Source organism: Citrobacter sp. Cb028, assembly GCF_030336705.1.
GTDB classification, from domain to species: domain Bacteria; phylum Pseudomonadota; class Gammaproteobacteria; order Enterobacterales; family Enterobacteriaceae; genus Citrobacter; species Citrobacter braakii.
Map to the genome: position 1 here is coordinate 762,949 of NZ_JAOWCZ010000034.1, position 25,735 is coordinate 788,683.

At 52.9% G+C, this 25,735-nt stretch carries 30 protein-coding genes; 27 read left to right on the plus strand and 3 right to left on the minus strand.

What is annotated here, in order from left to right; translation table 11 throughout:
- The first annotated feature begins 28 nt into the window (after positions 1-28).
- The 24 genes from OGV75_RS13245 (at position 29) to OGV75_RS13360 (ending at position 16,371) form a co-directional block, all read left to right on the plus strand.
- Complete coding sequence (locus OGV75_RS13245; protein ID WP_046276225.1) at positions 29-535, plus strand: head completion/stabilization protein; 507 nt, start codon at positions 29-31, stop codon at positions 533-535.
- Positions 535-738: a tail protein X gene (locus OGV75_RS13250; protein WP_286480773.1), complete on the plus strand. Its 204-nt coding sequence runs from the start codon at positions 535-537 to the stop codon at positions 736-738. The genes OGV75_RS13245 and OGV75_RS13250 overlap by 1 nt, the downstream gene beginning before the upstream one ends.
- Positions 729-950: a phage holin family protein gene (locus tag OGV75_RS13255; RefSeq protein ID WP_019077171.1), complete on the plus strand. Its 222-nt coding sequence runs from the start codon at positions 729-731 to the stop codon at positions 948-950. The genes OGV75_RS13250 and OGV75_RS13255 overlap by 10 nt, the downstream gene beginning before the upstream one ends.
- A complete protein-coding gene (locus OGV75_RS13260; protein WP_286480774.1) occupies positions 934-1,443 on the plus strand; it encodes a lysozyme in 510 nt (169 codons plus the stop codon). Before OGV75_RS13255 ends, OGV75_RS13260 begins: the two co-directional genes overlap by 17 nt.
- A complete protein-coding gene (gene lysB / locus OGV75_RS13265) occupies positions 1,440-1,871 on the plus strand; it encodes an Rz-like lysis system protein LysB (protein ID WP_286480775.1) in 432 nt (143 codons plus the stop codon). Before OGV75_RS13260 ends, lysB begins: the two co-directional genes overlap by 4 nt.
- Complete coding sequence (gene lysC / locus OGV75_RS13270; RefSeq protein WP_232034640.1) at positions 1,753-1,998, plus strand: Rz1-like lysis system protein LysC; 246 nt, start codon at positions 1,753-1,755, stop codon at positions 1,996-1,998. The genes lysB and lysC overlap by 119 nt, the downstream gene beginning before the upstream one ends.
- The gene (locus OGV75_RS13275; protein ID WP_286480777.1) at positions 1,961-2,428 is read left to right on the plus strand and encodes a phage tail protein; all 468 of its coding nucleotides are present in this window, start codon (positions 1,961-1,963) and stop codon (positions 2,426-2,428) included. Before lysC ends, OGV75_RS13275 begins: the two co-directional genes overlap by 38 nt.
- The gene (locus OGV75_RS13280; protein WP_286480778.1) at positions 2,421-2,867 is read left to right on the plus strand and encodes a phage virion morphogenesis protein; all 447 of its coding nucleotides are present in this window, start codon (positions 2,421-2,423) and stop codon (positions 2,865-2,867) included. The genes OGV75_RS13275 and OGV75_RS13280 overlap by 8 nt, the downstream gene beginning before the upstream one ends.
- Positions 2,868-3,120: 253 nt before the next feature.
- A complete protein-coding gene (locus OGV75_RS13285) occupies positions 3,121-3,996 on the plus strand; it encodes a hypothetical protein (protein WP_286480780.1) in 876 nt (291 codons plus the stop codon).
- Between the two features lie 16 nt (positions 3,997-4,012).
- Entirely contained in the window at positions 4,013-4,537 is a 525-nt protein-coding gene (locus OGV75_RS13290) for a hypothetical protein (protein ID WP_286480781.1), read from the plus strand.
- 234 nt (positions 4,538-4,771) lie between these two features.
- Positions 4,772-5,413: a phage baseplate assembly protein V gene (locus OGV75_RS13295; RefSeq protein WP_286480782.1), complete on the plus strand. Its 642-nt coding sequence runs from the start codon at positions 4,772-4,774 to the stop codon at positions 5,411-5,413.
- The gene (locus tag OGV75_RS13300; protein ID WP_216425065.1) at positions 5,410-5,760 is read left to right on the plus strand and encodes a GPW/gp25 family protein; all 351 of its coding nucleotides are present in this window, start codon (positions 5,410-5,412) and stop codon (positions 5,758-5,760) included. The genes OGV75_RS13295 and OGV75_RS13300 overlap by 4 nt, the downstream gene beginning before the upstream one ends.
- 5 nt (positions 5,761-5,765) lie before the next feature.
- Positions 5,766-6,674 carry a baseplate assembly protein gene (locus OGV75_RS13305; RefSeq protein WP_286480783.1) on the plus strand — a complete coding sequence of 303 codons (909 nt, stop codon included), beginning with the start codon at positions 5,766-5,768 and terminating at the stop codon, positions 6,672-6,674.
- Entirely contained in the window at positions 6,667-7,197 is a 531-nt protein-coding gene (locus OGV75_RS13310; protein ID WP_181596544.1) for a phage tail protein I, read from the plus strand. Before OGV75_RS13305 ends, OGV75_RS13310 begins: the two co-directional genes overlap by 8 nt.
- A gap of 10 nt (positions 7,198-7,207) precedes the next feature.
- Positions 7,208-9,037 carry a phage tail protein gene (locus tag OGV75_RS13315; RefSeq protein WP_286480784.1) on the plus strand — a complete coding sequence of 610 codons (1,830 nt, stop codon included), beginning with the start codon at positions 7,208-7,210 and terminating at the stop codon, positions 9,035-9,037.
- On the plus strand, positions 9,037-9,615 hold the full coding sequence (locus tag OGV75_RS13320; protein WP_286480785.1) for a tail fiber assembly protein: 579 nt from the start codon (positions 9,037-9,039) through the stop codon (positions 9,613-9,615). Before OGV75_RS13315 ends, OGV75_RS13320 begins: the two co-directional genes overlap by 1 nt.
- A gap of 136 nt (positions 9,616-9,751) precedes the next feature.
- Positions 9,752-10,945: a phage tail sheath protein gene (locus tag OGV75_RS13325; protein ID WP_286480786.1), complete on the plus strand. Its 1,194-nt coding sequence runs from the start codon at positions 9,752-9,754 to the stop codon at positions 10,943-10,945.
- 12 nt (positions 10,946-10,957) lie between these two features.
- The gene (locus OGV75_RS13330) at positions 10,958-11,476 is read left to right on the plus strand and encodes a phage major tail tube protein (RefSeq protein WP_041327772.1); all 519 of its coding nucleotides are present in this window, start codon (positions 10,958-10,960) and stop codon (positions 11,474-11,476) included.
- Positions 11,477-11,529: 53 nt separating this feature from the next.
- The gene (locus tag OGV75_RS13335) at positions 11,530-11,844 is read left to right on the plus strand and encodes a phage tail assembly protein (RefSeq protein ID WP_019077156.1); all 315 of its coding nucleotides are present in this window, start codon (positions 11,530-11,532) and stop codon (positions 11,842-11,844) included.
- Entirely contained in the window at positions 11,841-11,999 is a 159-nt protein-coding gene (locus tag OGV75_RS13340; protein WP_306308100.1) for a GpE family phage tail protein, read from the plus strand. The genes OGV75_RS13335 and OGV75_RS13340 overlap by 4 nt, the downstream gene beginning before the upstream one ends.
- Entirely contained in the window at positions 11,989-14,430 is a 2,442-nt protein-coding gene (locus OGV75_RS13345; RefSeq protein ID WP_286480787.1) for a phage tail tape measure protein, read from the plus strand. Before OGV75_RS13340 ends, OGV75_RS13345 begins: the two co-directional genes overlap by 11 nt.
- A gap of 13 nt (positions 14,431-14,443) precedes the next feature.
- A complete protein-coding gene (locus OGV75_RS13350) occupies positions 14,444-14,908 on the plus strand; it encodes a phage tail protein (RefSeq protein ID WP_286480788.1) in 465 nt (154 codons plus the stop codon).
- Positions 14,905-16,074 (plus strand): phage late control D family protein, encoded by a 1,170-nt coding sequence (locus OGV75_RS13355; protein WP_286480789.1) that lies wholly within the window; start codon positions 14,905-14,907, stop codon positions 16,072-16,074. The genes OGV75_RS13350 and OGV75_RS13355 overlap by 4 nt, the downstream gene beginning before the upstream one ends.
- A 75-nt stretch (positions 16,075-16,149) precedes the next feature.
- Positions 16,150-16,371: a DNA-binding transcriptional regulator gene (locus OGV75_RS13360; protein ID WP_047090157.1), complete on the plus strand. Its 222-nt coding sequence runs from the start codon at positions 16,150-16,152 to the stop codon at positions 16,369-16,371.
- 312 nt (positions 16,372-16,683) lie between these two features.
- Here the strand turns inward: OGV75_RS13360 and pflB are convergent, their stop codons facing one another.
- The 3 genes from pflB to ycaO all read right to left on the minus strand — a co-directional run bounded on the left by pflB (position 16,684) and on the right by ycaO (position 22,048).
- On the minus strand, positions 16,684-18,966 hold the full coding sequence (gene pflB / locus OGV75_RS13365) for a formate C-acetyltransferase (protein WP_016152441.1): 2,283 nt from the start codon (positions 18,964-18,966) through the stop codon (positions 16,684-16,686).
- A 59-nt stretch (positions 18,967-19,025) separates the two neighbouring features.
- Complete coding sequence (gene focA / locus OGV75_RS13370) at positions 19,026-19,883, minus strand: formate transporter FocA (RefSeq protein ID WP_003831909.1); 858 nt, start codon at positions 19,881-19,883, stop codon at positions 19,026-19,028.
- Positions 19,884-20,287: 404 nt separating this feature from the next.
- Complete coding sequence (gene ycaO / locus OGV75_RS13375; RefSeq protein WP_286480790.1) at positions 20,288-22,048, minus strand: 30S ribosomal protein S12 methylthiotransferase accessory factor YcaO; 1,761 nt, start codon at positions 22,046-22,048, stop codon at positions 20,288-20,290.
- Between the two features lie 136 nt (positions 22,049-22,184).
- Here ycaO and OGV75_RS13380 point away from each other — a divergent pair, with 136 nt between their 5' ends.
- From OGV75_RS13380 to aroA, 3 genes are all read left to right on the plus strand, one after another.
- A complete protein-coding gene (locus OGV75_RS13380; RefSeq protein WP_016156114.1) occupies positions 22,185-22,877 on the plus strand; it encodes a DUF421 domain-containing protein in 693 nt (230 codons plus the stop codon).
- 212 nt (positions 22,878-23,089) lie between these two features.
- Entirely contained in the window at positions 23,090-24,178 is a 1,089-nt protein-coding gene (gene serC / locus OGV75_RS13385) for a 3-phosphoserine/phosphohydroxythreonine transaminase (RefSeq protein ID WP_075847039.1), read from the plus strand.
- A gap of 68 nt (positions 24,179-24,246) precedes the next feature.
- Complete coding sequence (gene aroA / locus OGV75_RS13390; protein WP_075847041.1) at positions 24,247-25,530, plus strand: 3-phosphoshikimate 1-carboxyvinyltransferase; 1,284 nt, start codon at positions 24,247-24,249, stop codon at positions 25,528-25,530.
- Positions 25,531-25,735 lie beyond the last annotated feature (205 nt).

Below are 25,735 nucleotides of genomic sequence, written 5' to 3' on the forward strand. Positions count from 1 at the left end.
CACCGCCCACCCATTACCCGAGGTTGTCATGACGACAGTGATTATTGAGCCAAAAAAAGAGCCGCAGGATGTGCCGGGCGTGGTGATACCACCACCGGGCGTGAGCGAGCCGGTAATAAAAAACACCTTCTTTTTCCCTGATGTGGATCCGAAGCGTGTGCGCGAGCTGATGCGTCTGGAGCAGACCGTTTCCGCGCTGCGCCTTAATGATGCGATTAAAGCCGGTATGGCTGAAACCAATGCGGAGCTTGCTCTGTGGCGGGTTGAGCAAATGGCCGCAGGGCATGACACGCTGGCTGATGTGCCTGCCGATGATATCGATGGCGAAAGCGTGCGCTGCTTCCATTATTTCCGCGCCGTCTGCGCCATGACCAGCGCCACGCTGTTTGAGCGTTATCGCGGCATCGATGCGACGGCGAAAGGCGACCGCAAAGCGGAAAGCACCGAGGCGGTTATCGATGAGCTGTGGCGGGATATGCGCTGGTCTGTGGCGCGTATTCAGGACAAGCCGCGCTGTATTGTCGGTCAAATCTGATGAAGGTCAGGGCGATGCAGGGTGACACCCTCGATGCGATTTGCGCCCGGTATTACGGGCGCACTGAGGGCGTCGTTGAAACGGTGCTGCAGGCGAATCCGGGGGTGTCGGAAATGGGCGTTATTCTGCCGCACGGCACGGCAATAGAACTGCCCGAAACTGACAGCGCCCCGAAAACCGAGACGGTGAATTTATGGGACTGAGTGTGGAAAAAATCACGACGTTTATCGCTTACTGGCTGGCCGTGGGGCTGGCGTATTTCGGGGCGATGTCCCCCGAAAAGCTTGCGCTCTATGTAGGGAGTGCCTGCGCCATTTTTACCGCGCTGACGAATTACTGGTTTAAGCGCAAAACCTACCGCTACCTGACCTCACTCGGACCCGATAAGGGGGCTGCCCGTGAGCTCAATCATTAAACGCTGCAGTGTGGCCGCCGTGCTGGCGCTGGCAGCGCTGATGCCAGACTTTCGTCTGCTGAACACCTCGCCCGAGGGGCTGGCACTGATTGCCGACCTCGAAGGATGTCGCCTGACACCTTACCAGTGCAGCGCGGGAGTGTGGACGTCGGGCATCGGCCACACTGCCGGGGTGGTCCCGAAAGGGGATATCACAGAGCGACAGGCGGCGGATAATCTCGTTGCCGATGTACTTAACGTCGAGCAACGGCTCGCGGTCTGTGTGCCGGTGGATATGCCACCGCGCGTCTATGACTCGCTGGTCAGTTTTGCGTTTAACGTCGGAACCGGTGCGGCCTGCAGGTCGACGCTGGTCTCGTATATCAAACGTCATCAGTGGTGGCAGGCGTGCGACCAGCTCACCCGCTGGGTGTATGTCAACGGCACAAAAAACAAAGGGCTGGAGAACCGCCGCGCGCGGGAACGGGCTTACTGCGTGAAGGGGATGCAATGAAAGTGCTGATTATTCTGCTGGCCGGGCTGTTCGCCGTGGTGCTGTGGCTACGCCACGATAACGCGAATTTATCCCGTTCCTTTGAGAAAGCGAACCGTGTCGCCAGTGCGCAAAAGACGACGATTGGCATGCTGAAAAATCAGCTTGCCGTATCGCAGCGAATTGCCAGGGCGAATGAGGATGCGCAGGTCAGACTCAGAGATGAACTGGCCGTTGCCGGTGACCAGGCGGTGAAGCGGGAAGAAACCATAACGAGGATGATGAATGAAAACGAAACGTTACGCCGCTGGTATAGCGATAAGCTGCCTGATGCTGTGCGCCGGTTGCACATCCGAACAGGCTGCGCCTCCGCCGCCCGTTGTTTACAACGCCTGCCCGAAGGTGAGCCTCTGCCCGATGCCGGGAAGCGACCCCGTCAACAACGGTGATCTGAGTGCCGATATTCGCAGGCTTGAGCACGCGCTCACCGCCTGTGCGATTAAGGTCGAAACCATCAAAGACTGTCAGGATAAAATCGATGCAGAAAATGAAAAGCCTGCGCAAAGCGCTGAATGACGCCGTCCCGCAGCTCCTGAATAACCCCGAGATGATGCGTATCTTTGCCGATGAGGGGAATATCGATGCGCGTCTCGCCGCTTCGCTGTCCCATGAAAAGAAATACACGCTGAATGTAATCGTGTGTGATTTTGTCGGCGACCCCGACCTGATTTTCGTGCCGGTGGTGGCATGGCTGCGAGAAAACCAGCCGGATATATGTACGCTCGATGAGGGGCGCAAAAAGGGCTATCGATTCCAAATGGATTTAAATGACGGGGATAATGTTGATATCAGTATCAGCCTGCAACTGACGGAGCGCACCCTTGTCCGGGAAGAAAACGGTGCGTTACATGTCAGCTATGCCCCGGAGCCACCACTGCCGACGCCTGTTACACGACCGACTGAGCTGTATATCAATGGTGAGCTGGTGAGTAAGTGGGATGAGTGAGTTAACGCCTTTTGATAACCAACTGGCTGGGCTTATCGGGGCATTGTCACCAGCGTCGCGGCGTAGGCTGGCCGTTGATATTGCGAAGGAACTGCGCAGATCGCAACAGCAACGCATAAAACAGCAAAAAGCGCCTGATGGCAAGCCGTATCAGGCGCGAAAGCGCCAGCCACTCAGGGCAAAAAAAGGGCGAATAAAACGGGCGATGTTTCAGAAGCTGAGAACAAGTCGCTACATGAAAGCCAGTGGCCGTAATGATGCTGCAGTGGTGGAGTTTACCGGCAAAGTACAACGTATCGCACGCATTCACCAGTATGGACTCAAAGACAGACCTAACCCCCATGCTCAGGATGTGCAATACACGGAACGCCAGTTACTTGGATTCAATCGGGAAACTAAAAAGATTATTGACACACAGCTTGTAAAGCATTTTAGTTAATGTACTGCAACATGATAAAATTATGACGGTTACTATGCTATCGTATAGAACGTTGCGAGGATGGGGCGTAATAGATATCTTAAGTAGATAGTGAACCTCCTTGTCTCATCCGTGCAATTAGTGTGACCCGCGATGAATATTTTACATGTGTCAAGAGTCTTTTTGTTATGTAGAATACAAGAAATGTGAAGACTGTTGTTCAAATGATTAGAAAGCGAATTGTTTACCAAATGCTGAGCTTAGAAGGATCTTTATGAAGGTTTACTGCACCCCTGTAAAATTGGCCTGTACAAGTGGAAGATATACTGCTGCTTCTTTTCTTGCGGAAAATGCAAAAAATTTCACTACAAGTATGGATTATTCCGATGCAGATAAAAGTGTTTATTTCAGATTTTTTGAGGATAGTGATGCATTCTCTTGTGTGATATTAACAATTAAAAAATCAAAATCATACGTTTCCGCTAGTCCAGTTAATAAAGATTTCGCATTGAAAACTAATGGAATTGGTACGAACGCTATTAGCGAGGCAAACTTAATTGTTTTGAACAAAAAAAACCTTAAGGGAATATATGTTCATAATGAGGGGTCAATGCGCTTAGGGGCTTTTGATAGTAAACTTAAATCTTTTTATTACAGTGCGTTAAGAACTAAGTTAACATCAAAAAAACGTACTGAAAAATTTTCCATTGAACGGTTGGTTGATAATGCTACACTCATGGATAAAATAAAAAAGTATTCTTTTGTTGATGAAATTAATGCGACGTTTGTCAACTCAACCACCGCTTCAAGATATCTAAATTCATCTGTTTATAGTAAAACAAAAAGTGTCCGCGTGACAATGAGAACAAATAATCTCTCTATACAGTCCGCTAAAGCTAAAGATGATTTGGTAGACTATCTTCAAGACTTGATAAACGATCAAGCTCAAAACATTAGTTTTAAGGGGAAGCACTCAATTAACACAGCTGGAGAGACAGTCGGTGTTATTGATAAAGCAAATAGCGTTGAAAATTTAGAGCATGACGACTATATGAATATGCTTAATGGCATAAAAATAAGTGCGTTCTTGAGTAGCCAGTTATACATTGATATGAAACAAATAATCATGTCTCACAGTCTTCTCAAATGAAGCAATTGGAGGGCATATGATATTAAGGAACGTTTTTGTAGGTCTCTTTCTTGGGGCTGTTTTCTATGGTACCTCACTTTTCGCAGGTATCAAGATTACTGGTTCTGCTTTAGAATTGTCTATTGTATATGGCACTAGTATGAGAGGGTATTTTTTCTCTGCTTTTTTGGGTATATCATCTTTCCTTTTGTCTCTTTTGACTTTTGTAGTCATCAACCTAAAAGAGAAAATGTTCGACTCTGATGATTATAAGAAAATGTTTATAAAGCATATGAAGTTGAATGTGGGGGATGAAATTAAAAAGTGCGATTTGTATAAGCCTTTGGTCATTATCACTACGATGCTGGTATTTTCTATTGTCTGCAGTATAGCTTCTTCTATACTTCAATTTACACTTGGTTTGTCGACGTGTATATGGGTTTTGATAATTCCTACATTAGTTCCTTTTATAGCTATTTCTTTTATGCTTTTATCTCTTTATCAAATGACGCAGCTAATTTATCAATGGTTGCGTTCCGAGGAAGTGATAAAGGTAGAATAACCTTCACTTCTTGATTCTTTTGTTTCTTAAAGATCCGCCTTTTGGCGGATTTTGTGTTGCGATGATGTAATTGGTAATTGGTAATTGGTAATTGGTAATTGGTAATTACCATGATTTTTGATGTGTTAGGTCTAAGTAGTGCAGAGTGTGGCTTTCTTCGAACTAAATGTTGTTTCATCAATGATAAAACCCTGACCGATTGCCGCTGACCTTGCCCGGCGGCATTATTTCCCCATGAATACTTTAAATTCCATTCAGGATATCGCCCGCGCGATCCGTAACCTTATCCGCACCGGCATTGTGACTGCAGTCAATCCCGATGAGGGGCTTTGTCGTGTCCAGACCGGCGGCATGCAAACCACCTGGCTAAACTGGCTGACCTGCCGCGCCGGTCGCTCGCTTGTCTGGTGGGCTCCCTCGGTTGGCGAGCAGGTGCTTATTCTTGCCATTGGTGGCGAGCTCGATACCGCCTTTGTGCTGCCCGGTATTTTCTCTGATGACCATCCCGCGCCGTCGGCCTCGCCTGATGCCTTTCACGTTTCCTTTCCTGACGGAGCGGTTATTGAGTACGAGCCCGAAAGCGGGGCGCTCACGGTGAGTGGTATCAAAACCGCTGACGTTACCGCGTCGGACGCCATTACCGCAACGGTGCCGCTGGTACTGGTCAAAGCGTCCACCCGCATTACGCTCGATACCCCCGAGGTGGTCTGCACCAACAAGCTGACCACGGCCACGCTTGAGGTGCAAAAGGGCGGGAAGATGAGCGGCAACATTGAGCATGACGGCGGCACGTTTAAATCAAACGGTGTGCAGGTGGATGACCATGACCACGGCGGCGTGAAACGGGGCGATGACAGAACGGTGGGGACAAAATGACAACGAGCTATCTGGGCATGAACCGTCATACCGGACTCAGTATTTCTGAGGTTGAGCATATCAGGCAGAGCGTGCGCGACATTCTGGTCACGCCGGTGGGCTCGCGTGTCATGCGTCGTGAATACGGCTCGCTGCTGTCGGCACTGACTGACCAGCCGCAGACCCCGGCACTGCGCCTGCAGATTATGGCCGCGTGTTATTCCGCGATCCAGAAGTGGGAGCCGCGCGTCAGCCTGACGACTATCACCTTTGAGCGCGGGGAGAATGACGGCGCGATGTATGTCGATATCACCGGCACGCGGTCAGCGTCAGGCCAGCCTTTTTCTATCACCATTCCACTGAGTTAAACACTATGGCTATTGTTGACCTGAGCCTGCTCGCTGCGCCTGATGTGGTGGATGAGCTGGACTATGAAACCATTCTGGCAGAGCGAAAGGCGACGCTTGTCTCACTGTATCCCGAGGAACAGCAGGAGGCAGTCGCGCGCACGCTGACACTTGAATCTGAGCCGATGGTTAAGTTACTGCAGGAGAACGCTTACCGTGAGGTTATCTGGCGTCAGCGCGTGAATGAATCATCGCGCGCGGTCATGCTGGCGTATGCCGCCGGTAATGACCTCGATAATATCGGCGCAAATTTCAGCGTCGTGCGTCTTGTTATCACGCCTGCAGATGAGACAACGCTGCCGCCCACACCTGCCGTTATGGAATCGGACACCGATTACCGTCTGCGTATTCAGCAGGCGTTTGAAGGAATGAGCGTGGCCGGGTCTGTCGGCGCTTATCAGTTTCATGGCCGCAGCGCTGACGGGCGGGTCGCAGATATCTCAGTGACCAGCCCGTCACCCGCCTGCGTGACGATTTCTGTGCTGTCGCGTGAAAACAACGGCGTCGCCTCTGATGAGCTGCTCACTGTTGTCCGTAACGCACTTAATGCCGAAGATGTCAGGCCGGTCGCCGACCGTGTGACGGTGCAGTCAGCCGACATTGTTGACTACCAGATAACCGCCACGCTTTATCTCTATCCCGGTCCCGAGAGTGAACCCATTCGCGCCGCTGCCGTAAAAAAACTGGAGGGCTATATCAGTGCGCAGCACCGCCTCGGGCGTGACATTCGTCTGTCTGCCATTTATGCCGCGCTGCATGTCGAGGGTGTCCAGCGTGTGGAGCTGGCCGCGCCGGTGGCTGACCTCGTGCTCAGCAGTGCGCAGGCGTCATTTTGCACTGATTACAGCATTGTGATCGGGGGCTCGGATGAGTGATACCCGTCTGTTGCCGGTGGGCTCGTCACCGCTTGAGGTGGCGGCGGCGCGTGCCTGCGCGGATATCGAAAACACCCCCGTCCCGCTGCGTCGTCTGTGGAATCCTGACACCTGCCCGGCAAGTTTGCTGCCGTGGCTGGCGTGGGCGTTTTCTGTCGACCGCTGGGATGAGAACTGGCCGGAAGAAACGAAGCGCGCGGTCATCCGTGATGCGTACTTTATTCACTGTCACAAAGGCACTATCGGTGCTGTTCGTCGGGTGGTGGAGCCACTCGGTTATGTCATCAACGTCACGGAATGGTGGGAGACCAGCGACCCGCCCGGCACATTCCGGCTTGATATCGGTGTGCTGGAAAGCGGTATTTCTGAGGAAATGTATTTTGAAATGGAGCGCCTGATTGCGGATGCGAAACCTGCCAGCCGTCACCTGATTGGCCTGAATATTATCCAGGACATTCCCGGTCATATGTATGTCGGTGGTGTGGTGTATGACGGCGACATTATTACGGTTTATCCCGGATGAGTGAGGAATAATGAGCACGAAATTTAAAACAATTATTACCACCGCCGGAGCTGCAAAACTGGCGGCGGCCACGGTGCCGGGGGGTAAAAAGGTTAACTTTACCGCGATGGCCGTCGGGGATGGCGGTGGCGTACTGCCGGAGCCGAACGTCGGGCAGGTAAAACTCATCAATGAAGTCTGGCGTCATGCGCTGAATAAAATCAGCCAGGACAACAAAAATAAAAACTATATCGTGGCTGAGCTGGTCATTCCTCCCGAGGTGGGCGGCTTCTGGATGCGTGAGCTGGGTCTGTATGATGATGCGGGCACGCTGATAGCCATTGCCAATATGGCGGAGAGCTACAAGCCTGAACTGGCGGAGGGCTCGGGGCGTGCGCAGACCTGTCGCATGGTGATTATTGTCAACAGTATCGCCTCGGTGGAGCTGTCCATTGACGCGACAACGGTGATGGCGACACAGGATTATGTCGACGACAAACTGGCAGAGCATGAGCAGTCCCGCCGCCATCCTGACGCCACGCTGAAAGAAAAAGGTTTTGTGCAGCTCAGCAGTGCGACCGACAGCTCGTCTGAGAGCCTCGCAGCGACGTCGAAAGCGGTTAAGGCTGCGTATGACCTTGCTAATGGTAAATATACGGCTCAGGACGCGAGCACGGCGCAGAAAGGTCTGGTGCAGCTCAGTAGCGCCACCGACAGCGTGTCTGAGGCGCTCGCCGCGACGCCGAAAGCGGTTAAGACGGCGTATGACCTTGCTAATGGTAAATATACGGCTCAGGACGCGAGCACAGCGCAGAAAGGTCTGGTGAAACTGAGCAGCGCCACCGACAGCACATCTGAGACCCTCGCCGCGACACCGAAAGCGGTTAAGGCGGTGAATGATAATGCGAATGGTCGCGTCCCGTCTGAACGAAAAGTTAACGGGCATTCGCTGGCCGGTGATATCAGCGTCACGTCACAGGATATTTTTGACGGTCAGTGCATCGAGCTTGGTGCTGACCAGAATCTGGATAATTACCAGACGCCGGGTCTGTATTTTCAGCCCGCAAATGCCAATACCAGTGCTGCGCTGCATTACCCGGAAAATAACGCCGGTTCGCTGATGGTGTTAAAGGGCGCAGGGATAACGCAGGTTTATCGCGTGTACAGCAGTTCCCGAAGCTATTCGCGGAGCAAATATTCCACGCAGCCGTGGACGACGTGGACACCCGATGATGCTTTTCCTGTCGGCGCACCGATCCCGTGGCCATCCGATACCGTTCCGCCCGCTCACGCCTTAATGCAGGGACAACCTTTTGATAAATCAGTCTATCCGTTGCTGGCTGTGGCGTATCCCTCTGGCGTTATTCCAGATATGCGCGGCCAGACGATTAAGGGCAGGCCTGATGGCCGTGCGGTTTTGTCTCAGGAGCTGGACGGCATTAAGTCACACGACCACGGTGCAACGGTCGCAAGCACCGACCTCGGAAACCGCGATACAACGGGATTTGATTACGGTAATAAATCTGTTTCGGCTTTTGACTATGGCACGAAATCAACAAACAGCGGAGGCGAACACGCCCACTCGTTAGATGTTTATTTTCTCAACACTTCCCAGCAGGCAGCGAAAGTCGGTGCCGGGGGGCAGTGGGCTGGCGGGGTGGGAACTCAGGGAACTTATGCAGGTGGGGCGCATGCTCATTCTGTTGGTATTGGCGCGCACGATCACATTGTTGGTATCGGAGCGCATGCCCACTCTGTCTACATTGGTGCGCACAGCCACGGCGTGACCGTTTCGCCGTCTGGTCATGCAGAAAACACCGTAAAAAACACCGCATTTAATTATTTAGTGAGGCTTGCATAATGGCTTTTAAAATGACCGATTCAAACCGGGTAATTACAATCTATAACCTTTCATCTGCCACGAATGAATTTATTGGTCAGGGTGATGGATTTATTCCTGCTAATACAGGCTTGCCTGCCTACAGCACCGATATTGCGCCCCCAAAAGTGACGGCGGGTTTTGTGGCTGTTTTCGATGCTCAGGCTAATAAATGGTCTCGGGTGGAAGACCACCGCGGGACAACCGTCTATGACATCAGCACCGGTCAGCCCGTTGTTATTGAAAAGCTGGGCGCTCTGCCTGATAACGTTGTGTCGGTTGCACCTGACGGGGAGTATGTAAAATGGGATGGCGCTAAGTGGATCCACGATGCCGACGCGGAAAAAACATTTCGTCAGGGGCAGGCGGCGCAGGAAAAAGCAAACCTGCTGATGATTGCAATATCGGCTATTGCCCCGCTGCAGGATGCCGTTGATCTGGATATGGCAACGGAAGACGAAGCCGCGCGTTTACTCGCATGGAAAAAGTATCGCGTCATGCTCAACAGGGTCAAACCCGAAGATGCCCCCGATATCACATGGCCGGAACTGCCCGCATAACCGGCATCACTCAGGCGGGCGGTTGCCCGCGCTTTCCTGCTCCCCGGTTGTGTCAGACCTTATCCAACCCTGACAAATAGCCCGCCATCATCACACAACAGAAAATACACTCACCCTTAACCACGGAGTTAAACGGATGAGTGATTTTCATCATGGCGTAGAGGTCATCGAGATTAACGATGGCGTGCGCACCATTTCCACCGTCTCAACGGCCATCATCGGCATGGTCTGCACGGCCAGCGATGCTGACGAAAAGACATTTCCCCTCAATGAGCCGGTGCTCATTACCAACGTACAAAGTGCTATCGGCAAGGCAGGCAAAAAGGGGACGCTGTCGACATCCCTGCAGGCCATCGCTGACCAGTGCAAACCGGTCATTGTGGCCGTGCGCGTGGCCGAAGGTGTCGAAGAAGCTGACGACCCGGAGGCCGGGAAGAAACAAACTATTTCCAACATCATCGGCACGACAGATGAAAACGGCAAATATACCGGCCTGAAAGCACTGCTGACGGCGAAGACTGTCACCGGCGTGAAGCCGCGCATTCTCGGCGTGCCGGGTCTGGACACGCAGGAAGTGGCGACGGCGCTCGCGTCCACCTGCCAGAGCCTGCGCGCCTTTGGCTATGTCAGTGCGTGGGGCTGTAAAACCATTTCTGATGCCATCAACTACCGCGAGAATTTCAGCCAGCGTGAGCTGATGGTTATCTTCCCTGATTTTCTGGCATGGGACACCACGATGAATGAGACTGCGACAGCCTGGGCAACGGCGCGCGCGCTCGGTCTGCGTGCCAAAATTGACCAGACCGTCGGCTGGCATAAAACCCTGTCAAACGTCGGCGTGAATGGCGTCACCGGCGTCAGCGCCTCGGTGTCGTGGGATTTGCAGGAGCCCGCGACCGACGCCAACCTGCTTAACAAAGCCGGTGTTACGACGCTTATCCGCAATGATGGTTTCAAGTTTTGGGGAAACCGCACCTGCTCAGATGACCCGCTTTTCCTGTATGAGAACTACACCCGCACCGCGCAGGTACTGGCCGACACGATGGCGGAGGCGCATGCGTGGGCGATGGATAAGCCCATCACCCCGACCCTGATTCGCGACATCGTGTCGGGCATCAATGCCAAATTCCGCGAGCTGAAAAATAACGGGTATATCGTTGACGGCTCCTGCTGGTATGACCCGGAGTCAAACGAGACTGCGACCCTGAAAGTCGGGAAGCTTTATATCGATTACGACTACACCCCCGTCCCGCCGCTGGAGAACCTGACCCTGCGCCAGCGCATCACCGACACCTATCTGGCGAATCTGTCGGATGCGGTCAACAGCTAAGGAGCTTCGAGCATGGCGTTACCCCGCAAACTTAAATATCTGAATATGTTCAACGATGGCCTCAGCTACATGGGCGTCGTTGAGTCCGTCACCCTGCCAAAACTGACCCGCAAGCTGGAGAAATATCGCGGCGGCGGGATGCCGGGCGCGGTATCAATTGACCTCGGACTCGATGACGACGCGCTGTCGCTGGAATGGACGCTCGGCGGTCTGCCCGACGTTGAGCTGTGGGCGCAGTATGCCTCGCCGGGCGCTGACAGTGTGCCGTTGCGTTTTACCGGCTCTTTCCAGCGTGATGACACCGGCGCGATTTCTGCCGTCGAGGTGGTAATGCGTGGCCGTCACAAAGAATATGACGGCGGAGAGAATAAGCAGGGCGAAAGCGGCACGACCAAAATGTCGACCGAGTGCGCCTATTACCAGCTCACGATTGATGGCCGCGAAGTCATCGAGATTGACGTCGTTAACATGGTGCTGAAAGTCGACGGCGTCGACCGTCTGGCGGAGCACCGCCGGGCGATTGGACTGTAATCCCTTACCCGGTCAGTGAGGCTGGCCGGTCACTTTTCCTGATGAGAATACCTATGAAAAATATCAATGAAACTGCCGTTACTGACACTGAAACCGTCAATCCGAATGTGGTTATTTTTGACACCCCGCTGATGCGCGGTGAGCAGAAAATTGAACAGGTCACGCTGACCAAACCGAATGCCGGAACCCTGCGCGGGGTGTCGCTGGCCTCGCTGGCGAATTCCGACGTTGATGCGCTGATTAAAGTGCTGCCGCGCATGACGTATCCCGCACTGACTGAGCACGAAGTCACGCGTCTCGATGCGTCTGATCTGATTTCGCTGGCCGGGAAGGTGGTCGGTTTTTTGTCGCCTGCTTCGGGTCGCTGACCTTTCCGAAAAACCTGTCGGTCGATGACCTGATGGCGGATATCGCGGTGATTTTCCACTGGCCGCCATCAGAGTTACATTCCCTGAGCGTGACCGAGCTCCTGACATGGCGCGACAAGGCGCTGCAACGAAGCGGAAACCATCATGAGCAATAACGTCAGAATCGAGGTGCTGCTGAATGCCGTCGACCGGGCAAGCCGACCGCTCAAAGCCATTCAGAACGCCAGCAAATCCCTGTCCGGTGACATCCGTACCTCACAGAAAAGCCTGCGCGAGCTGAATGCGCAGGCATCCCGTATCGACGGATTCCGAAAAGCCAGCGCACAGCTTGCCGTGACCGGTCACGCGCTTGATAAAGCGAAACAGGAAGCCGAAGCTCTCGCCACGCAGTTTAAAAATACGGAGCGCCCGACGCGTGCGCAGGCGCAGGTGCTTGAATCCGCGAAGCGTGCCGCCGAAGGGCTGCAGACGAAATACAACAGCCTCACGGAGTCGGTAAAGCGCCAGCAGCGCGAGCTCGGTGCGGTGGGGATTAATACCCGTAATCTGGCAAATGATGAGCGGGGGCTTAAATCCCGCATCGCTGAAACCACCGCGCAGCTTAACCGTCAGCGCGAGGCACTGGCGAAAGTCAGCGCACAGCAGGCGAAGTTAAGCCGGGTGAAAGAACGGTATCAGGCCGGTAAATCACTGGCCGGTAATGCGGCGGCGGCGGGCGCTGCCGGTGTCGGTATTGCGACGGCGGGAACGATGGCCGGGGTTAAACTGCTGACGCCGGGCTATGAGTTTGCGCAGAAGAACTCAGAGCTGCAGGCGGTGCTCGGTGTCGATAAACAGTCACCCGAAATGCAGGCGCTGCGCAAACAGGCGCGCCAGCTCGGGGACAATACGGCGGCATCTGCTGATGATGCGGCGGGGGCGCAGATTATTATCGCCAAAAGCGGCGGGGATGCGGCGGCGATTCAGGCGGCGACACCGGTCACGCTGAATATGGCGCTGTCCAACAGGCGAACGATGGAAGAGAACGCCGCGCTGCTGACCGGGATGAAATCAGCGTTTCAGCTTTCAAACGACAAGGTCGCGCATATTGGTGATGTTCTCTCGATGACGATGAACAAAACCGCCGCCGACTTTGACGGGATGAGCGATGCGCTGACCTATGCCGCGCCGGTGGCGAAAAATGCCGGGGTGAGTATCGAGGAAACCGCCGCGATGGTGGGGGCGTTGCACGACTCTAAAATCACCGGCTCGATGGCGGGAACGGGAAGCCGTGCCGTCATGAGTCGCCTGCAGGCACCGACCGGCAAAGCCTACGATGCTATCAAAGAGCTCGGGGTGAAAACCTCCGACAGCAAGGGCAACACCCGCCCGATATTTTCCATCCTGAAAGAAATGCAGCGCAGTTTTGAGAAAAATAATCTCGGGACGGGTCAGCGCGCGGAATACATGAAAACCATTTTCGGGGAGGAAGCCAGCTCGGCGGCCGCTGTGCTGATGACGGCGGCCTCAACCGGCAAGCTCGATAAGCTCACCGCCGCGTTTAAAGCCTCGGACGGCAAAACTGAGGAGCTGGTTAAGGTTATGCAGGATAATCTCGGCGGCGACTTCAAAGAATTTCAGTCAGCCTATGAGGCGGTCGGGACCGACCTGTTTGACCAGCAGGAGGGCTCACTGCGTAAGCTGACGCAGACGGCCACGCAGTATGTGCTCAGACTCGACGGCTGGATCCAGAAAAATAAGGGGCTGGCGACCACCCTCGGCGTGGTGGTCGGGGGTGCGCTGGCGCTTATTGGTGTGATGGGCGGGATTGGCCTTATCGCATGGCCGGTGGTGATGGGGATTAATGCCATCATTGCGGCGGCTGGCGTGCTCGGGGTGGTTTTCAGTACGGTCGGCGGCGCGATTGTCACGGCTATTGGCGCAATAAGTCTGCCGGTGCTGGCGGTTGCCGGGGCGGTGGTGGCCGGGGCGCTGCTTATCCGTAAATACTGGGAGCCGATTGGCGCATTTTTCTCGGGGGTGGTGGAGGGGCTGAAAGCCGCCTTTGCCCCGGTGGGGGCGATGTTTTCCCCGCTCGCGCCGGTGTTTGATGCCATTGCGGAAAAGCTGGGCGTTGTCTGCCAGTGGTTTAAAGACCTGCTTGCACCGGTGAAAGCCACGCAGGACACGCTCGACAGTTGCAAAAATGTCGGCGTGGCATTTGGTCAGGCGCTGGCTGATGCGCTGATGACGCCGCTCAACCTGTTTAACAGCCTGAGCGGCAAGGTTGACTGGCTGCTGGAGAAACTCGGCGTTATCAAAAAAGAGTCGACCGACCTCGACCAGACTGCAGCCAAAGCGGATAAGGCTTCACCGGGTGACGGGTATATCCCTGCGACAGCGAGTTATGGCGGGTATCAGGCGTATCAGCCGGTCACTGCGCCTGCAGGCCGCTCTTATATCGACCAGAGCAAAAGCGAATACAACATCACTCTGCAGGGCGGCGTTGCGCCGGGTGGCGACCTTGACCGCCAGCTCCGCGACGCCGTCGACAAACTTGACCGTGAAAAGCGCGCGCGTCAGCGATCCAACATGAGACTCGACTGAGAGAGGGGGCAAAATGTTAATGGTGCTGGGCTTTTTTGTGTTTGAACGGCGCACCCTGCCGCATCAGTCGATGCAGTATTCGAAGGACTACCGGTGGGTGTCCAATGACCGTATCGGCAGGCGACCGGCTTATCAGTTTCTCGGGGAGGGGGAGACCTCGCGCACCCTGTCGGGGACGCTTTACCCTGAAATCACCGGCGGGCGTCTGTCGTTGCAGGCCATCGAGCTGATGGCCGATGAGGGGCGTGCGTGGCCGCTGATTGACGGAACCGGCATGATCCACGGGATGTACGTTATCGATAAAGTGACTCATAACCACACCGAGCTTTTCAGCGACGGCGCAGCGAGAAAAATCGAGTTCACTTTGTCCCTGAAACGCGTCGACGAGTCGCTCGCGGCCATGTATGGCGACCTGAAAACGCAGGCGGATAATCTGGTCTCGTCTGCCAGTGAATGGGCGGGAGGGCTGGCAGGATGATAACGGGAATGAATATTCAGGCCGGGGCGCGAGTCGCGCCCGCGTATATGCTCACGCTGGACGGGGCGGATATCACGCAGAATTTCAGCGACCGGCTTATCGGCCTGACCATGACCGATAATCGCGGATTTGAGGCTGACCAGCTCGATATTGCGCTCGATGATACCGACGGGCTGGTCGAGCTGCCGCCGCGCGGGGCATTGCTGACGCTGTGGCTGGGCTGGCAGGGCTCCGCGCTGGTTAACAAGGGGAGTTTCACGGTTGATGAAATCGAGCACCGGGGCGCACCTGATATGCTGACCATCCGGGGACGTAGCGCAGATTTTCGCGGCTCACTGAACTCGCGGCGCGAGCAGTCATGGCACGACACCACGCTCGGGGTGATTGTGGAGACCATCGCGCAGCGTAATAAGCTGACGGCCAGTGTTGCTGACGCCCTGAAAGCCATCGCCATTCCCCATATCGACCAGACGCAGGAATCCGACGCGGCGTTTTTGTCCCGACTTGCTGAGCGTAACGGTGCATCCGTGTCGGTGAAAGCCGGGAAATTATTATTCCTGAAAGCCGGTAGTGCGATGACGGCCAGTGGTAAGCCGATCCCCCAAATGACCGTTGAGCGTGGCGACGGCGACCGCCATCAGTTCGCCATTGCAGACCGGGAGGCGTACACCGGCGTGACGGCGAAATGGTTGCATACCAGAGACCCGAAACCACAAAAGCAAAAGGTAAAGCTCAAACGTAAACCCAAAGAGCAGCACCTGCGCGCGCTGCAGCACCCGAAAGCCACCAAAACATCAGCAAAGGCTAAGAAGAAAAAAGAGCAGGAAGCGCGGGAAGGTGAGTATATGGCCGGAGAGTCTGACAACGTTCTTGAACTCACGACCATCTATGCCACAAAGGCTCAGGCCATGCGCGCGGCTCAGGCAAAGTGGGACAAGATACAGCGAGGCGTGGCGGAATTTTCCATTACGCTTGCCACTGGCCGGGCTGATTTATTTCCCGAAACGCCGGTGGCCGTGAAAGGCTTTAAGCGCGTGATAGACGAGCAGGCATGGATAATCAGCCGTGTGGTGCACAACCTTAACGGGAGTGGCTTCACGACGGGCTTAGAGCTTGAGGTTAAGGTTTCTGATGTGGAGTATGAGAGCGAAGAAATAGCGCAGTAATTTACTATATGTGTTTGTTTTATAAGATTAAAATGAGTAAAATCACTGTATTGAAAACGCTCAGAGGTGCTCATCATGTTTCATTGCCCGAAATGCCATTACGCCGCCCATGCCCGCACGAGTCGCTATTTTTCTGACACCACAAAAGAGCGGTATCATCAGTGCACAAACATCAACTGCAGTTGTACTTTTGTCACGACAGAAACCGTTGAGCGTTTCATCGTTTCGCCGGGAGAAGTCGTACCGGCTCCGCCGCACCCGACGATGACCGGTCAGCATCAAATGCCCTGGCTGTGAGTCAAAAGAAAAGCCCCGCAATTGCGGGGCTTTCTCTTTCGATGTGGTCAATGTGTGGACGTGACCAGAAATAAATCCTTTTATTTCATTCGGTTATCTATTGAAAAATGTCACCAATAACTGACATTGCGGTGTTTCTCCAGGTGTGGCCCATCCGGGGCCAGTGTTAGTGCACAGTTATTAACTGTGTCGAGTCTGTTTTGGCTGCTATCCATAAGTATAGATAGCTGACAAAGCAGGCTATTAAAAAGGCCCCACTTACGTGGAGCCTTTATTGTACGCTTTTTAAAGTACGATTTCAGTCAAAACCAATTACATGGTCTGAGTGAAGGTACGAGTAATAACGTCCTGCTGCTGTTCTTTAGTCAGGGAGTTAAAACGTACTGCGTAGCCAGAAACACGGATGGTCAGCTGCGGATATTTTTCCGGATGTTCCATCGCATCCAGCAGCATTTCACGGTTCATGACGTTCACGTTCAGGTGCTGACCACCTTCGATGGACGCTTCGTGGTGGAAGTAACCATCCATCAGACCAGCCAGGTTGGTCTTACGAACTTCGTCGTCTTTACCCAGTGCGTTCGGAACGATAGAGAAGGTGTAAGAGATACCATCTTTAGCGTAAGCAAACGGCAGTTTAGCAACGGAGGTCAGAGAGGCAACAGCACCTTTCTGGTCACGACCGTGCATTGGGTTAGCACCCGGTCCGAACGGCGCGCCAGCACGACGACCATCTGGGGTGTTACCGGTTTTCTTACCATAAACCACGTTAGAGGTGATGGTCAGAACAGACTGAGTCGGGATAGCGTTACGATAAGTAGTCAGTTTCTGAATTTTCTTCATGAAACGTTCTACCAGGTCAACCGCCATGTCATCAACGCGAGAGTCGTTGTTACCAAACTGCGGGTATTCGCCTTCGATTTCGAAGTCGACAGCCAGACCGTCTTCGTCACGAATCGGTTTAACTTTCGCATATTTGATTGCAGACAGGGAGTCAGCAGCAACGGACAGACCAGCGATACCACACGCCATGGTGCGGATAACGTCACGGTCGTGCAGCGCCATCAGAGAGGCTTCGTAGCTGTACTTGTCGTGCATGTAGTGGATAACGTTCAGTGCAGTGACGTACTGTTTAGCCAGCCAGTCCATGAAGTGATCCATGCGCTCCATAACTTCGTCGAAGTTCAGAACGTCGCCTTTGATCGGTTCAGATTTAGGACCAACCTGCATTTTTAGTTTTTCATCAACGCCGCCGTTGATTGCGTACAGCATGGTTTTCGCCAGGTTTGCACGCGCACCGAAGAACTGCATTTGTTTACCAACAACCATCGGGCTTACGCAGCAAGCGATAGCGTAGTCGTCGTTGTTGAAGTCCGGACGCATCAGGTCATCGTTCTCGTACTGCAGAGAAGAGGTGTCGATGGACACTTTAGCGGCGAATTTCTTGAAGTTCAGAGGCAGTTTTTCAGACCACAGAACGGTGATGTTCGGCTCCGGAGAAGGACCCATGGTGTACAGGGTATTCAGGAAGCGGAAGCTGTTTTTGGTAACCAGAGTACGGCCATCAACGCCCATACCACCGATAGATTCAGTTGCCCAAATCGGGTCACCGGAGAACAGTTCATCATATTCAGGGGTACGCAGGAAACGAACCATACGCAGTTTCATGACCAGGTGGTCAATCATTTCCTGAGCGTCTTGCTCGGTGATTTTGCCTGCTTTGATATCACGTTCGATGTAGGCATCCAGGAAGGTGGATACGCGACCGAAGGACATTGCTGCGCCGTTCTGAGATTTAACCGCGGCCAGGTAGCCGAAGTAAGTCCACTGGATAGCTTCCTGAGCGTTGGTTGCCGGACCAGAGATATCGCAGCCATATTTAGCAGCCATTTCTTTGATCTGACCCAGTGCGCGGTGCTGTTCAGCAATTTCTTCACGCAGACGGATAGTGGCTTCCAGGTTTACGCCGTTTTCCAGATCGGACTGCAGAGAGACGAACTGAGCGTATTTGTCTTTCATCAGGTAGTCGATACCGTACAGCGCAACGCGACGGTAGTCACCGATGATACGGCCACGGCCATAGGCATCTGGCAGACCAGTCAGAACACCGGATTTACGGCAGTTCAGAATGTCTTTGGTGTAAACATCGAATACGCCCTGGTTGTGGGTTTTGCGGTATTCGGTGAAGATTTTTTTCAGCATCGGGTCCAGTTCGCGATTGTACGCTTTGCAGGAACCTTCAACCATTTTGATGCCGCCAAACGGAATGATCGCACGTTTCAGCGGAGCTTCAGTCTGCAGACCAACAATTTTCTCGAGCGCTTTGTTGATGTAGCCAGCGTCGTGAGAAGTGATGGTAGAAGCAACGGAGGTGTCAAAGTCAACAGGCGCGTGAGTGCGGTTTTCCTGTTTAACGCCTTCCATCACGCTGTCCCACAGTGCAGTGGTCGCATCAGTTGCGCCAGCCAGGAAGGACTCGTCACCCTCATACGGAGTGTAGTTTTTCTGAATGAAGTCACGGACGTTTACTTCATTCTGCCAATCACCTTTGGTAAAACCTTCCCAGGCTGTGGCTAACTTTTCATTAAGCTCGGACATGTAACACCTACCTTCTTAAGTGGATTTTTTATTTACTGCGTGTAATGGGCATCATCAGATTAATGATGATCGTTACCACGCAGATAAATGACCCAGTATGTCAACCCGACCAACAAACCGCCGCCGATAATGTTGCCGATCGTAACCGGAATCAGGTTATCGGTGATGAAATTCATCACGGTCAGGTGAGAAAAATTCTCCGGAGAAGACCCAACAGCGGTCCAGAATTCCGGGGTGGCGAAATCGCGAATTACAATACCCATAGGGATCATAAACATGTTTGCGATACTGTGCTCAAAACCGCTGGCAACAAACATTGCGACCGGTAATACCATGATAAACGCTTTGTCCATCAGGCTGCGACCCGAATAGCTCATCCATACTGCCAGACACACCATCAGGTTCGCCAGGATGCCAAGACTTACCGCCTCAACAAAAGTATGGTGCACTTTGTGGTCGGCTGTTTGCAGGACGTTGAGACCCCACGCGCCGTTAGCGGTCATATACTCGCCAGAAAGCCACATGAGTAACACGAAGATCAGGGCGCCAATCAGGTTGCCGACATAAACGTTAAGCCAGTTTTTCGCCAATTGGCCCCAGGTGATGCGACCACTGGCTTTCGCTACGACAATCAGTACGGTTGAGGTGAAGAGGTCTGCACCGCAGACAACGCAGAGAATCAGCCCCAGGGAAAAGCAGATACCACCTACTAGCTTCGCCATGCCGAAAGGCATTGTGCCGGTACCGGTTGTGGCGGTGATATAGAAAACAAAGGCAATTGAAATGAATACACCGGCAGTAATTGCCAGATAGAACGTCTTAAGCGGATGTTTCGTTGCTTTATAGACGCCTGCTTCTTCGGCAACTTTGGCCATTGCAGCAGGAAGAATAAGATCAAAAGGGTTGTCAGCTTTCACACTAACTCTCTCTTTATTAAGTCGGCGACGAGATACTAACAAAGCATTATAGATGAGAATTTGATATAGATCATATCTCGCCTGGCTTATAGGCCCGTAAGGCGCATGGTTTTTATGCGATTACGGTGTAACTTGTTGATTATCCAAATAAAAATAAATTTTAAAAATTATAAAGTGAGTTGAATTTTTTCTTTCTGTCTCCTCTGGGGCGGTTAATTAAAATGGAGTAATTGAGATAAAAAACCACATTAATAAGCTAATTTTCTTAATATCAACTACTAATATTTAACCTTGTTTTTACATTTATTTTTTGATTTGACCAAAATAAAAAACAGGGCGCATTAAGCGCCCCGTAATATAGCCCAGACAATACCTTTAGCCTACTCAGCGCAGGCTGATTGTCACTATTTTGACCAATGTGCTGCTTTCGCGCGCTGCAGTTTTTCGTAAGCTTTCAGCAGAGACTGATGCGCCGGGAAAGCCTGCAGATCGCTATCAACAGTTTGAAGCCCGTAGAACGGCGCTTCGCCACTTAATGCTGCACTTGCGGCTTCAACCGCCTCGGCACCGTACATGCGAACAAACGCGTTCAGATATTGTAGCGGCTGACGATCTTCTTCCTGAGATAGCAACAGCAGCGTTTGCAGACAGCGGTAGTAGTTGGCACGTTCAGCGCTAAAGACAGAGGCGTTGAATTCCATCGTCCATTCTGTCCAGACCAGCGCCTGCTCCAGGTCGCCGCCGGCCAGCGCCAGCATCACTTTAAGCTCGCCAATGCGCAGGGTGTACCAACCGTTATCCGCACCGGTTGCCAGACCGAGCAGCTCGCGTACGCGGGTGAAGTCGTCAAAGCCTTCCTCATCCAGTTGTTCGATCAGATTGAGATAGTCTTCTTTATCCCATTCACTGCCCGGGAGCGAGAGAATAGTGTCACGCAGATGGGCGCCCATGGCGTTGTTGGCTAACCACAGATCTTCAGCCGGATAGATGTCAGACATTCCCGGAACAATAATGCGGCACGCGTAAACGCTCAGGTGCTCGTAGTCGGCGATATACACTTCTTTATCTTCAGCATTGAAGATGGCCATCAGGGTGGCGAACTCTTCTTCGGTGGTACCGGAGAAATTCCAGTCAACGAACGGATAGTCAGCATCCTGCTTGAACAGATCCCAGGAGATCAGGCCGCTGGAATCGATGAAGTGGGTTTCAAGGTTAGTGTGTTCAGCTACTTCTTCGTCGTCAAAGGTTGGTGGGGTGAAGACATCAAGATCTTTCAGACCACGGCCCTGCAGCAGTTCAGTGACGGTACGCTCCAGCGCAACGCCGAAATCCGGGTGCGCACCGAAGGAGGCAAAGCAGGTACCATTGGCCGGGTTGAACAGGACAACGCAAATCACCGGATACTTGCCGCCCAGCGAGCCATCGTAGGCGAAAATTGGGAAACCTTCCGCTTCCAGTTTGGCGATGGACTCCACCACTGCCGGGTAGCGCGCCATGACTTCGGCCGGGATTTCCGGCAGGCTGATGCTTTCCGCAATAATACGGTTCTTCACATGGCGCTCAAAGACTTCAGACAGGCCCTGAACGCGCGCTTCGTTTCGGGTGTTACCCGCAGACATGCCGTTAGAAACGTACAGGTTGCCAATAATGTTCATCGGAATATAGACGGTCTGGTTATCCGACTGACGGGTAAACGCTAGGCCGCAAACCCCACGTTCTTCATTACCGGATTGCAGATCGATAAGCATGCTGCCAGTCAGTTCGTTGTCTGGATCGTAAAACGCACGCAGACGAGCATCCAGTAGACCTTCAGGTACGTCGTCTTCTTCAGTCAACGGGAACCATTTTTCGTTCGGATAATGCACGAATGGACCGTTGGCGATGGTTTCACCCAGCCAGAAATCCGCAAAGAAATAGTTAGTCGACAGACGCTCAAAATATTCGCCCAGCGCGGAAGCCAGCGCCGCTTTTTTCGTCGCGCCTTTACCGTTGGTGAAGCACAGCGCGCATTCTTTGTCGCGAATATGTACAGACCAGACGTTAGGGACGGGATTCAACCACGAGGCTTCTTCAATTTGAAAACCAAGGTCGAGCAATTTTTGCTGGAAGCGAGCGATGGAGTCTTCCAGAGCGGCATCTTTGCCGGGGATAAATGTTTGCGTCATGAAAATCACTTTTGTCGTACGGAAAGCGCGCAATGATACGGGTTTTAAATGAATGGCGCTATCGTCGCCGGAGTTCAGACGTAAATAAAAGTATTAGCTATGCTTTCCTACAGCCAACCACGTTTAGAGCATAATGATGAAAGCTTTCGATTTACACCGAATGGTACTGGATAAGGTGCCCATGGATTTTCTGGGAGAAGTTGCTCTGCGCAGCCTCTATACCTTTATATTGGTTTTTCTGTTTTTAAAAATCACCGGACGTCGCGGCGTACGCCAGATGTCGCTTTTTGAAGTGCTGATCATCCTTACGCTGGGGTCCGCGGCGGGAGACGTGGCATTTTATGATGATGTCCCGATGCTGCCGGTGCTGGTGGTCTTTATTACGCTTGCCGTGCTGTATCGGCTGGTTATGTGGCTGATGGCGCATAGCGAGAAAATGGAGGATTTGCTGGAGGGCAAGCCCGTTGTGATCATTGAGGACGGCGAGCTGGCATGGTCGAAGCTCAATAGCGCCAATATGACGGAATTCGAATTCTTTATGGAATTGCGTTTGAACGGCGTGGAGCAATTGGGACAGGTGAGACTGGCCATCCTGGAGACTAATGGGCAAATCAGCGTCTATTTCTTTGCCGATGAAGACGTAAAGCCGGGGCTCAGTATTTTGCCTAAACGCTGTACACAGCGATTTAAAGTGATACCTGAAGCTGGGGACTATGCCTGTATACGGTGTAGTGAAGTGGTGCAAATGAACGCCGGAGATCATCAATTATGTCCACGCTGTGCAAATCCAGAATGGTCGAAGGCCAGTCGGGCAAAACGGGTCACCTGACAGCGAAAATCTCGGTTTTTACCCGTCAATCCGATAGATTCTGTTGTGTGACCAATGACACATTTTTACCCTGGTCAGTTTTACCCATTGCGGCGCGTGTCACTGAATGATAAAACCGATATCCACAGGAATAACTTATACCAATGTCTGTCACCGGATTATCGCCAATGACAGGATGTTGATTGGACAACAACACAACGTGGTGAGGGGAAATGGCTCAGGTCTTCAATTTTAGTTCAGGTCCGGCAATGTTACCGGCAGAAGTACTTAAACTGGCTCAACAGGATCTTCGCGACTGGAACGGTCTTGGCACGTCGGTGATGGAAATTAGCCACCGTGGCAAAGAATTCATCCAGGTCGCAGAGGAAGCGGAGCAGGATTTTCGCGATCTTCTCAGCATCCCCTCCAACTATAAAGTGTTGTTCTGCCATGGCGGTGGGCGCGGGCAGTTTGCGGGTATCCCGTTAAATATTCTGGGTGACAAAACCACGGCGGATTACGTCGATGCCGGTTATTGGGCCGCCAGCGCAATTAAAGAAGCGAAAAAATACTGTACGCCAAACGTTATTGACGCCAAAGTCACCGTTGACGGACTGCGCGCTGTTAAGCCAATGAGCGAATGGCAGCTTTCTGACAACGCGGCGTATTTGCACTATTGCCCGAATGAAACCATTGATGGCATTGCGATCGATGAAACGCCGAATTTTGCCAGCAATGTGGTGGTTACGGCGGATCTGTCCTCTACCATTCTTTCTGCACCGCTTGACGTGAGCCGTTATGGCGTAATTTATGCCGGGGCGCAGAAAAACATCGGCCCGGCCGGGCTGACCATTGTCATCGTACGTGAAGATTTGCTGGGTAAGGCTCATGTGTCATGCCCGTCAATCCTCGACTATACCGTGCTGAATGACAACGACTCCATGTTCAACACGCCGCCAACCTTTGCCTGGTATCTGTCTGGCCTGGTCTTTAAATGGCTGAAAGAGCAGGGCGGTGTTAACGCGATGGATAAAATTAACCAGCAAAAAGCGCAACTGCTGTACGGCGTAATCGATAACAGCGATTTCTACCGTAACGACGTGGCAAAATCGAACCGTTCACGCATGAACGTACCGTTCCAGCTTGCTGACAGCGCACTGGATAAACTCTTCCTGGAAGAGTCTTTCGCTGCGGGTCTGCACGCGTTGAAAGGACACCGTGTGGTCGGTGGTATGCGCGCGTCCATCTACAATGCAATGCCGCTAGAAGGTGTAAAAGTGCTGACCGATTTCATGGTCGATTTCGAGCGCCGCCGCGGTTAATCTGCTGTATTTTCATCCCCACAGCCAGTCTGTGGGGTTTTTATGTCTGTTTTTGAGAGTCGAGTTTCATGGAATCCCTGACGTTACAACCCATTGCGCGGGTGGATGGCACCATCAATCTGCCTGGATCCAAAAGTGTTTCTAACCGCGCTTTGCTGCTGGCTGCATTAGCAAATGGCACCACTGTCCTGACCAACCTGCTGGACAGCGATGATGTCCGCCATATGCTTAATGCTCTGAATGCGTTAGGAGTTAGCTATACCCTTTCTGCCGACCGTACGCGTTGCGAGATTATCGGCAATGGCGGTGCGCTGCATGCCGAAGGCGCAGTGGAACTGTTCCTTGGCAATGCCGGAACCGCAATGCGCCCACTGGCCGCTGCGCTATGTCTGGGCAGCAATGACATCGTGTTGACAGGCGAGCCGCGCATGAAAGAGCGCCCGATTGGCCATCTGGTTGATGCGTTACGCCAGGGCGGAGCCAACATTGAATACCTGGAGCAGGAAAACTATCCGCCTTTACGTCTGCGCGGTGGCTTTACCGGGGGACAGGTTGAGGTAGACGGCAGCGTATCCAGCCAGTTCCTGACTGCGCTGCTGATGACTGCGCCACTGGCGCCGCAGGATACGACGATCGCCATTAAAGGCGAGCTGGTATCCAAACCTTACATTGATATCACACTGAACCTGATGAAAACGTTTGGTGTTGAAATTGAGAATCAGAACTACCAGCGCTTTGTTGTGCAGGGTCAGCAGCAGTATCAGTCACCGGGTGCATATCTGGTTGAAGGCGATGCTTCTTCCGCTTCCTATTTTCTCGCAGCGGGAGCCATTAAAGGCGGTACGGTAAAAGTCACCGGGATTGGCCGCAACAGTATGCAGGGTGATATCCGCTTCGCTGATGTGCTGGAAAAAATGGGCGCGGCCATTACCTGGGGCGATGACTTTATTGCCTGTACTCACGGTGAGCTGAACGCGGTAGACATGGATATGAACCATATTCCCGATGCGGCGATGACCATAGCCACGGCAGCGCTGTTCGCTAAAGGCACCACGACTTTACGTAACATCTATAACTGGCGCGTCAAAGAGACCGACCGCCTGTTCGCGATGGCGACCGAGTTGCGTAAAGTGGGCGCGATCGTTGAAGAGGGCGAAGACTATATTCGTGTCACACCACCGGCGACGTTACAGTTTGCGGAGATCGCGACCTACAACGATCACCGCATGGCGATGTGTTTCTCGCTGGTGGCGTTGTCTGACACGCCGGTGACCATTCTGGACCCTAAATGTACCGCCAAAACCTTCCCGGATTATTTCGAACAGTTGGCGCGTATTAGTACACCTGCCTGATCCTCACATCTGACGATCGCGCTCCGCATATTCGTGAGCGCATCGCTGCAGATAAAAAGTAAATCAGTGTCATCTTCCGGGCTGGTTTCTCGCCAGCCCGCTATAATTGCGCAATTCTTCCTCACATCGTTACAGACTAATCGGGTTTTTACACTCTGTGTTAACGATTATTAGCGTTGGCGCGTATAATGCGCGGCGTTCACGT

What these genes read in the sequence shown, in the direction of transcription:
- ycaO (WP_286480790.1), bottom strand. Translation starts at nt 22,048, where the DNA reads ATGACGCAAACATTTATCCCCGGCAAAGATGCCGCTCTGGAAGACTCC.
- OGV75_RS13285 (WP_286480780.1), top strand. Translation starts at nt 3,121, where the DNA reads ATGAAGGTTTACTGCACCCCTGTAAAATTGGCCTGTACAAGTGGAAGA.
- pflB (WP_016152441.1), bottom strand. Translation starts at nt 18,966, where the DNA reads ATGTCCGAGCTTAATGAAAAGTTAGCCACAGCCTGGGAAGGTTTTACC.
- OGV75_RS13275 (WP_286480777.1), top strand. Translation starts at nt 1,961, where the DNA reads ATGCAGAAAATGAAAAGCCTGCGCAAAGCGCTGAATGACGCCGTCCCG.
- OGV75_RS13310 (WP_181596544.1), top strand. Translation starts at nt 6,667, where the DNA reads ATGAGTGATACCCGTCTGTTGCCGGTGGGCTCGTCACCGCTTGAGGTG.
- OGV75_RS13360 (WP_047090157.1), top strand. Translation starts at nt 16,150, where the DNA reads ATGTTTCATTGCCCGAAATGCCATTACGCCGCCCATGCCCGCACGAGT.
- OGV75_RS13305 (WP_286480783.1), top strand. Translation starts at nt 5,766, where the DNA reads ATGGCTATTGTTGACCTGAGCCTGCTCGCTGCGCCTGATGTGGTGGAT.
- OGV75_RS13350 (WP_286480788.1), top strand. Translation starts at nt 14,444, where the DNA reads ATGTTAATGGTGCTGGGCTTTTTTGTGTTTGAACGGCGCACCCTGCCG.
- OGV75_RS13245 (WP_046276225.1), top strand. Translation starts at nt 29, where the DNA reads ATGACGACAGTGATTATTGAGCCAAAAAAAGAGCCGCAGGATGTGCCG.
- OGV75_RS13335 (WP_019077156.1), top strand. Translation starts at nt 11,530, where the DNA reads ATGAAAAATATCAATGAAACTGCCGTTACTGACACTGAAACCGTCAAT.
- lysC (WP_232034640.1), top strand. Translation starts at nt 1,753, where the DNA reads ATGCTGTGCGCCGGTTGCACATCCGAACAGGCTGCGCCTCCGCCGCCC.
- aroA (WP_075847041.1), top strand. Translation starts at nt 24,247, where the DNA reads ATGGAATCCCTGACGTTACAACCCATTGCGCGGGTGGATGGCACCATC.
- OGV75_RS13345 (WP_286480787.1), top strand. Translation starts at nt 11,989, where the DNA reads ATGAGCAATAACGTCAGAATCGAGGTGCTGCTGAATGCCGTCGACCGG.
- OGV75_RS13315 (WP_286480784.1), top strand. Translation starts at nt 7,208, where the DNA reads ATGAGCACGAAATTTAAAACAATTATTACCACCGCCGGAGCTGCAAAA.
- OGV75_RS13325 (WP_286480786.1), top strand. Translation starts at nt 9,752, where the DNA reads ATGAGTGATTTTCATCATGGCGTAGAGGTCATCGAGATTAACGATGGC.
- OGV75_RS13255 (WP_019077171.1), top strand. Translation starts at nt 729, where the DNA reads ATGGGACTGAGTGTGGAAAAAATCACGACGTTTATCGCTTACTGGCTG.
- OGV75_RS13300 (WP_216425065.1), top strand. Translation starts at nt 5,410, where the DNA reads ATGACAACGAGCTATCTGGGCATGAACCGTCATACCGGACTCAGTATT.
- serC (WP_075847039.1), top strand. Translation starts at nt 23,090, where the DNA reads ATGGCTCAGGTCTTCAATTTTAGTTCAGGTCCGGCAATGTTACCGGCA.
- lysB (WP_286480775.1), top strand. Translation starts at nt 1,440, where the DNA reads ATGAAAGTGCTGATTATTCTGCTGGCCGGGCTGTTCGCCGTGGTGCTG.
- OGV75_RS13295 (WP_286480782.1), top strand. Translation starts at nt 4,772, where the DNA reads ATGAATACTTTAAATTCCATTCAGGATATCGCCCGCGCGATCCGTAAC.
- OGV75_RS13320 (WP_286480785.1), top strand. Translation starts at nt 9,037, where the DNA reads ATGGCTTTTAAAATGACCGATTCAAACCGGGTAATTACAATCTATAAC.
- OGV75_RS13280 (WP_286480778.1), top strand. Translation starts at nt 2,421, where the DNA reads ATGAGTGAGTTAACGCCTTTTGATAACCAACTGGCTGGGCTTATCGGG.
- OGV75_RS13380 (WP_016156114.1), top strand. Translation starts at nt 22,185, where the DNA reads ATGAAAGCTTTCGATTTACACCGAATGGTACTGGATAAGGTGCCCATG.
- OGV75_RS13330 (WP_041327772.1), top strand. Translation starts at nt 10,958, where the DNA reads ATGGCGTTACCCCGCAAACTTAAATATCTGAATATGTTCAACGATGGC.
- OGV75_RS13290 (WP_286480781.1), top strand. Translation starts at nt 4,013, where the DNA reads ATGATATTAAGGAACGTTTTTGTAGGTCTCTTTCTTGGGGCTGTTTTC.
- OGV75_RS13355 (WP_286480789.1), top strand. Translation starts at nt 14,905, where the DNA reads ATGATAACGGGAATGAATATTCAGGCCGGGGCGCGAGTCGCGCCCGCG.
- OGV75_RS13250 (WP_286480773.1), top strand. Translation starts at nt 535, where the DNA reads ATGAAGGTCAGGGCGATGCAGGGTGACACCCTCGATGCGATTTGCGCC.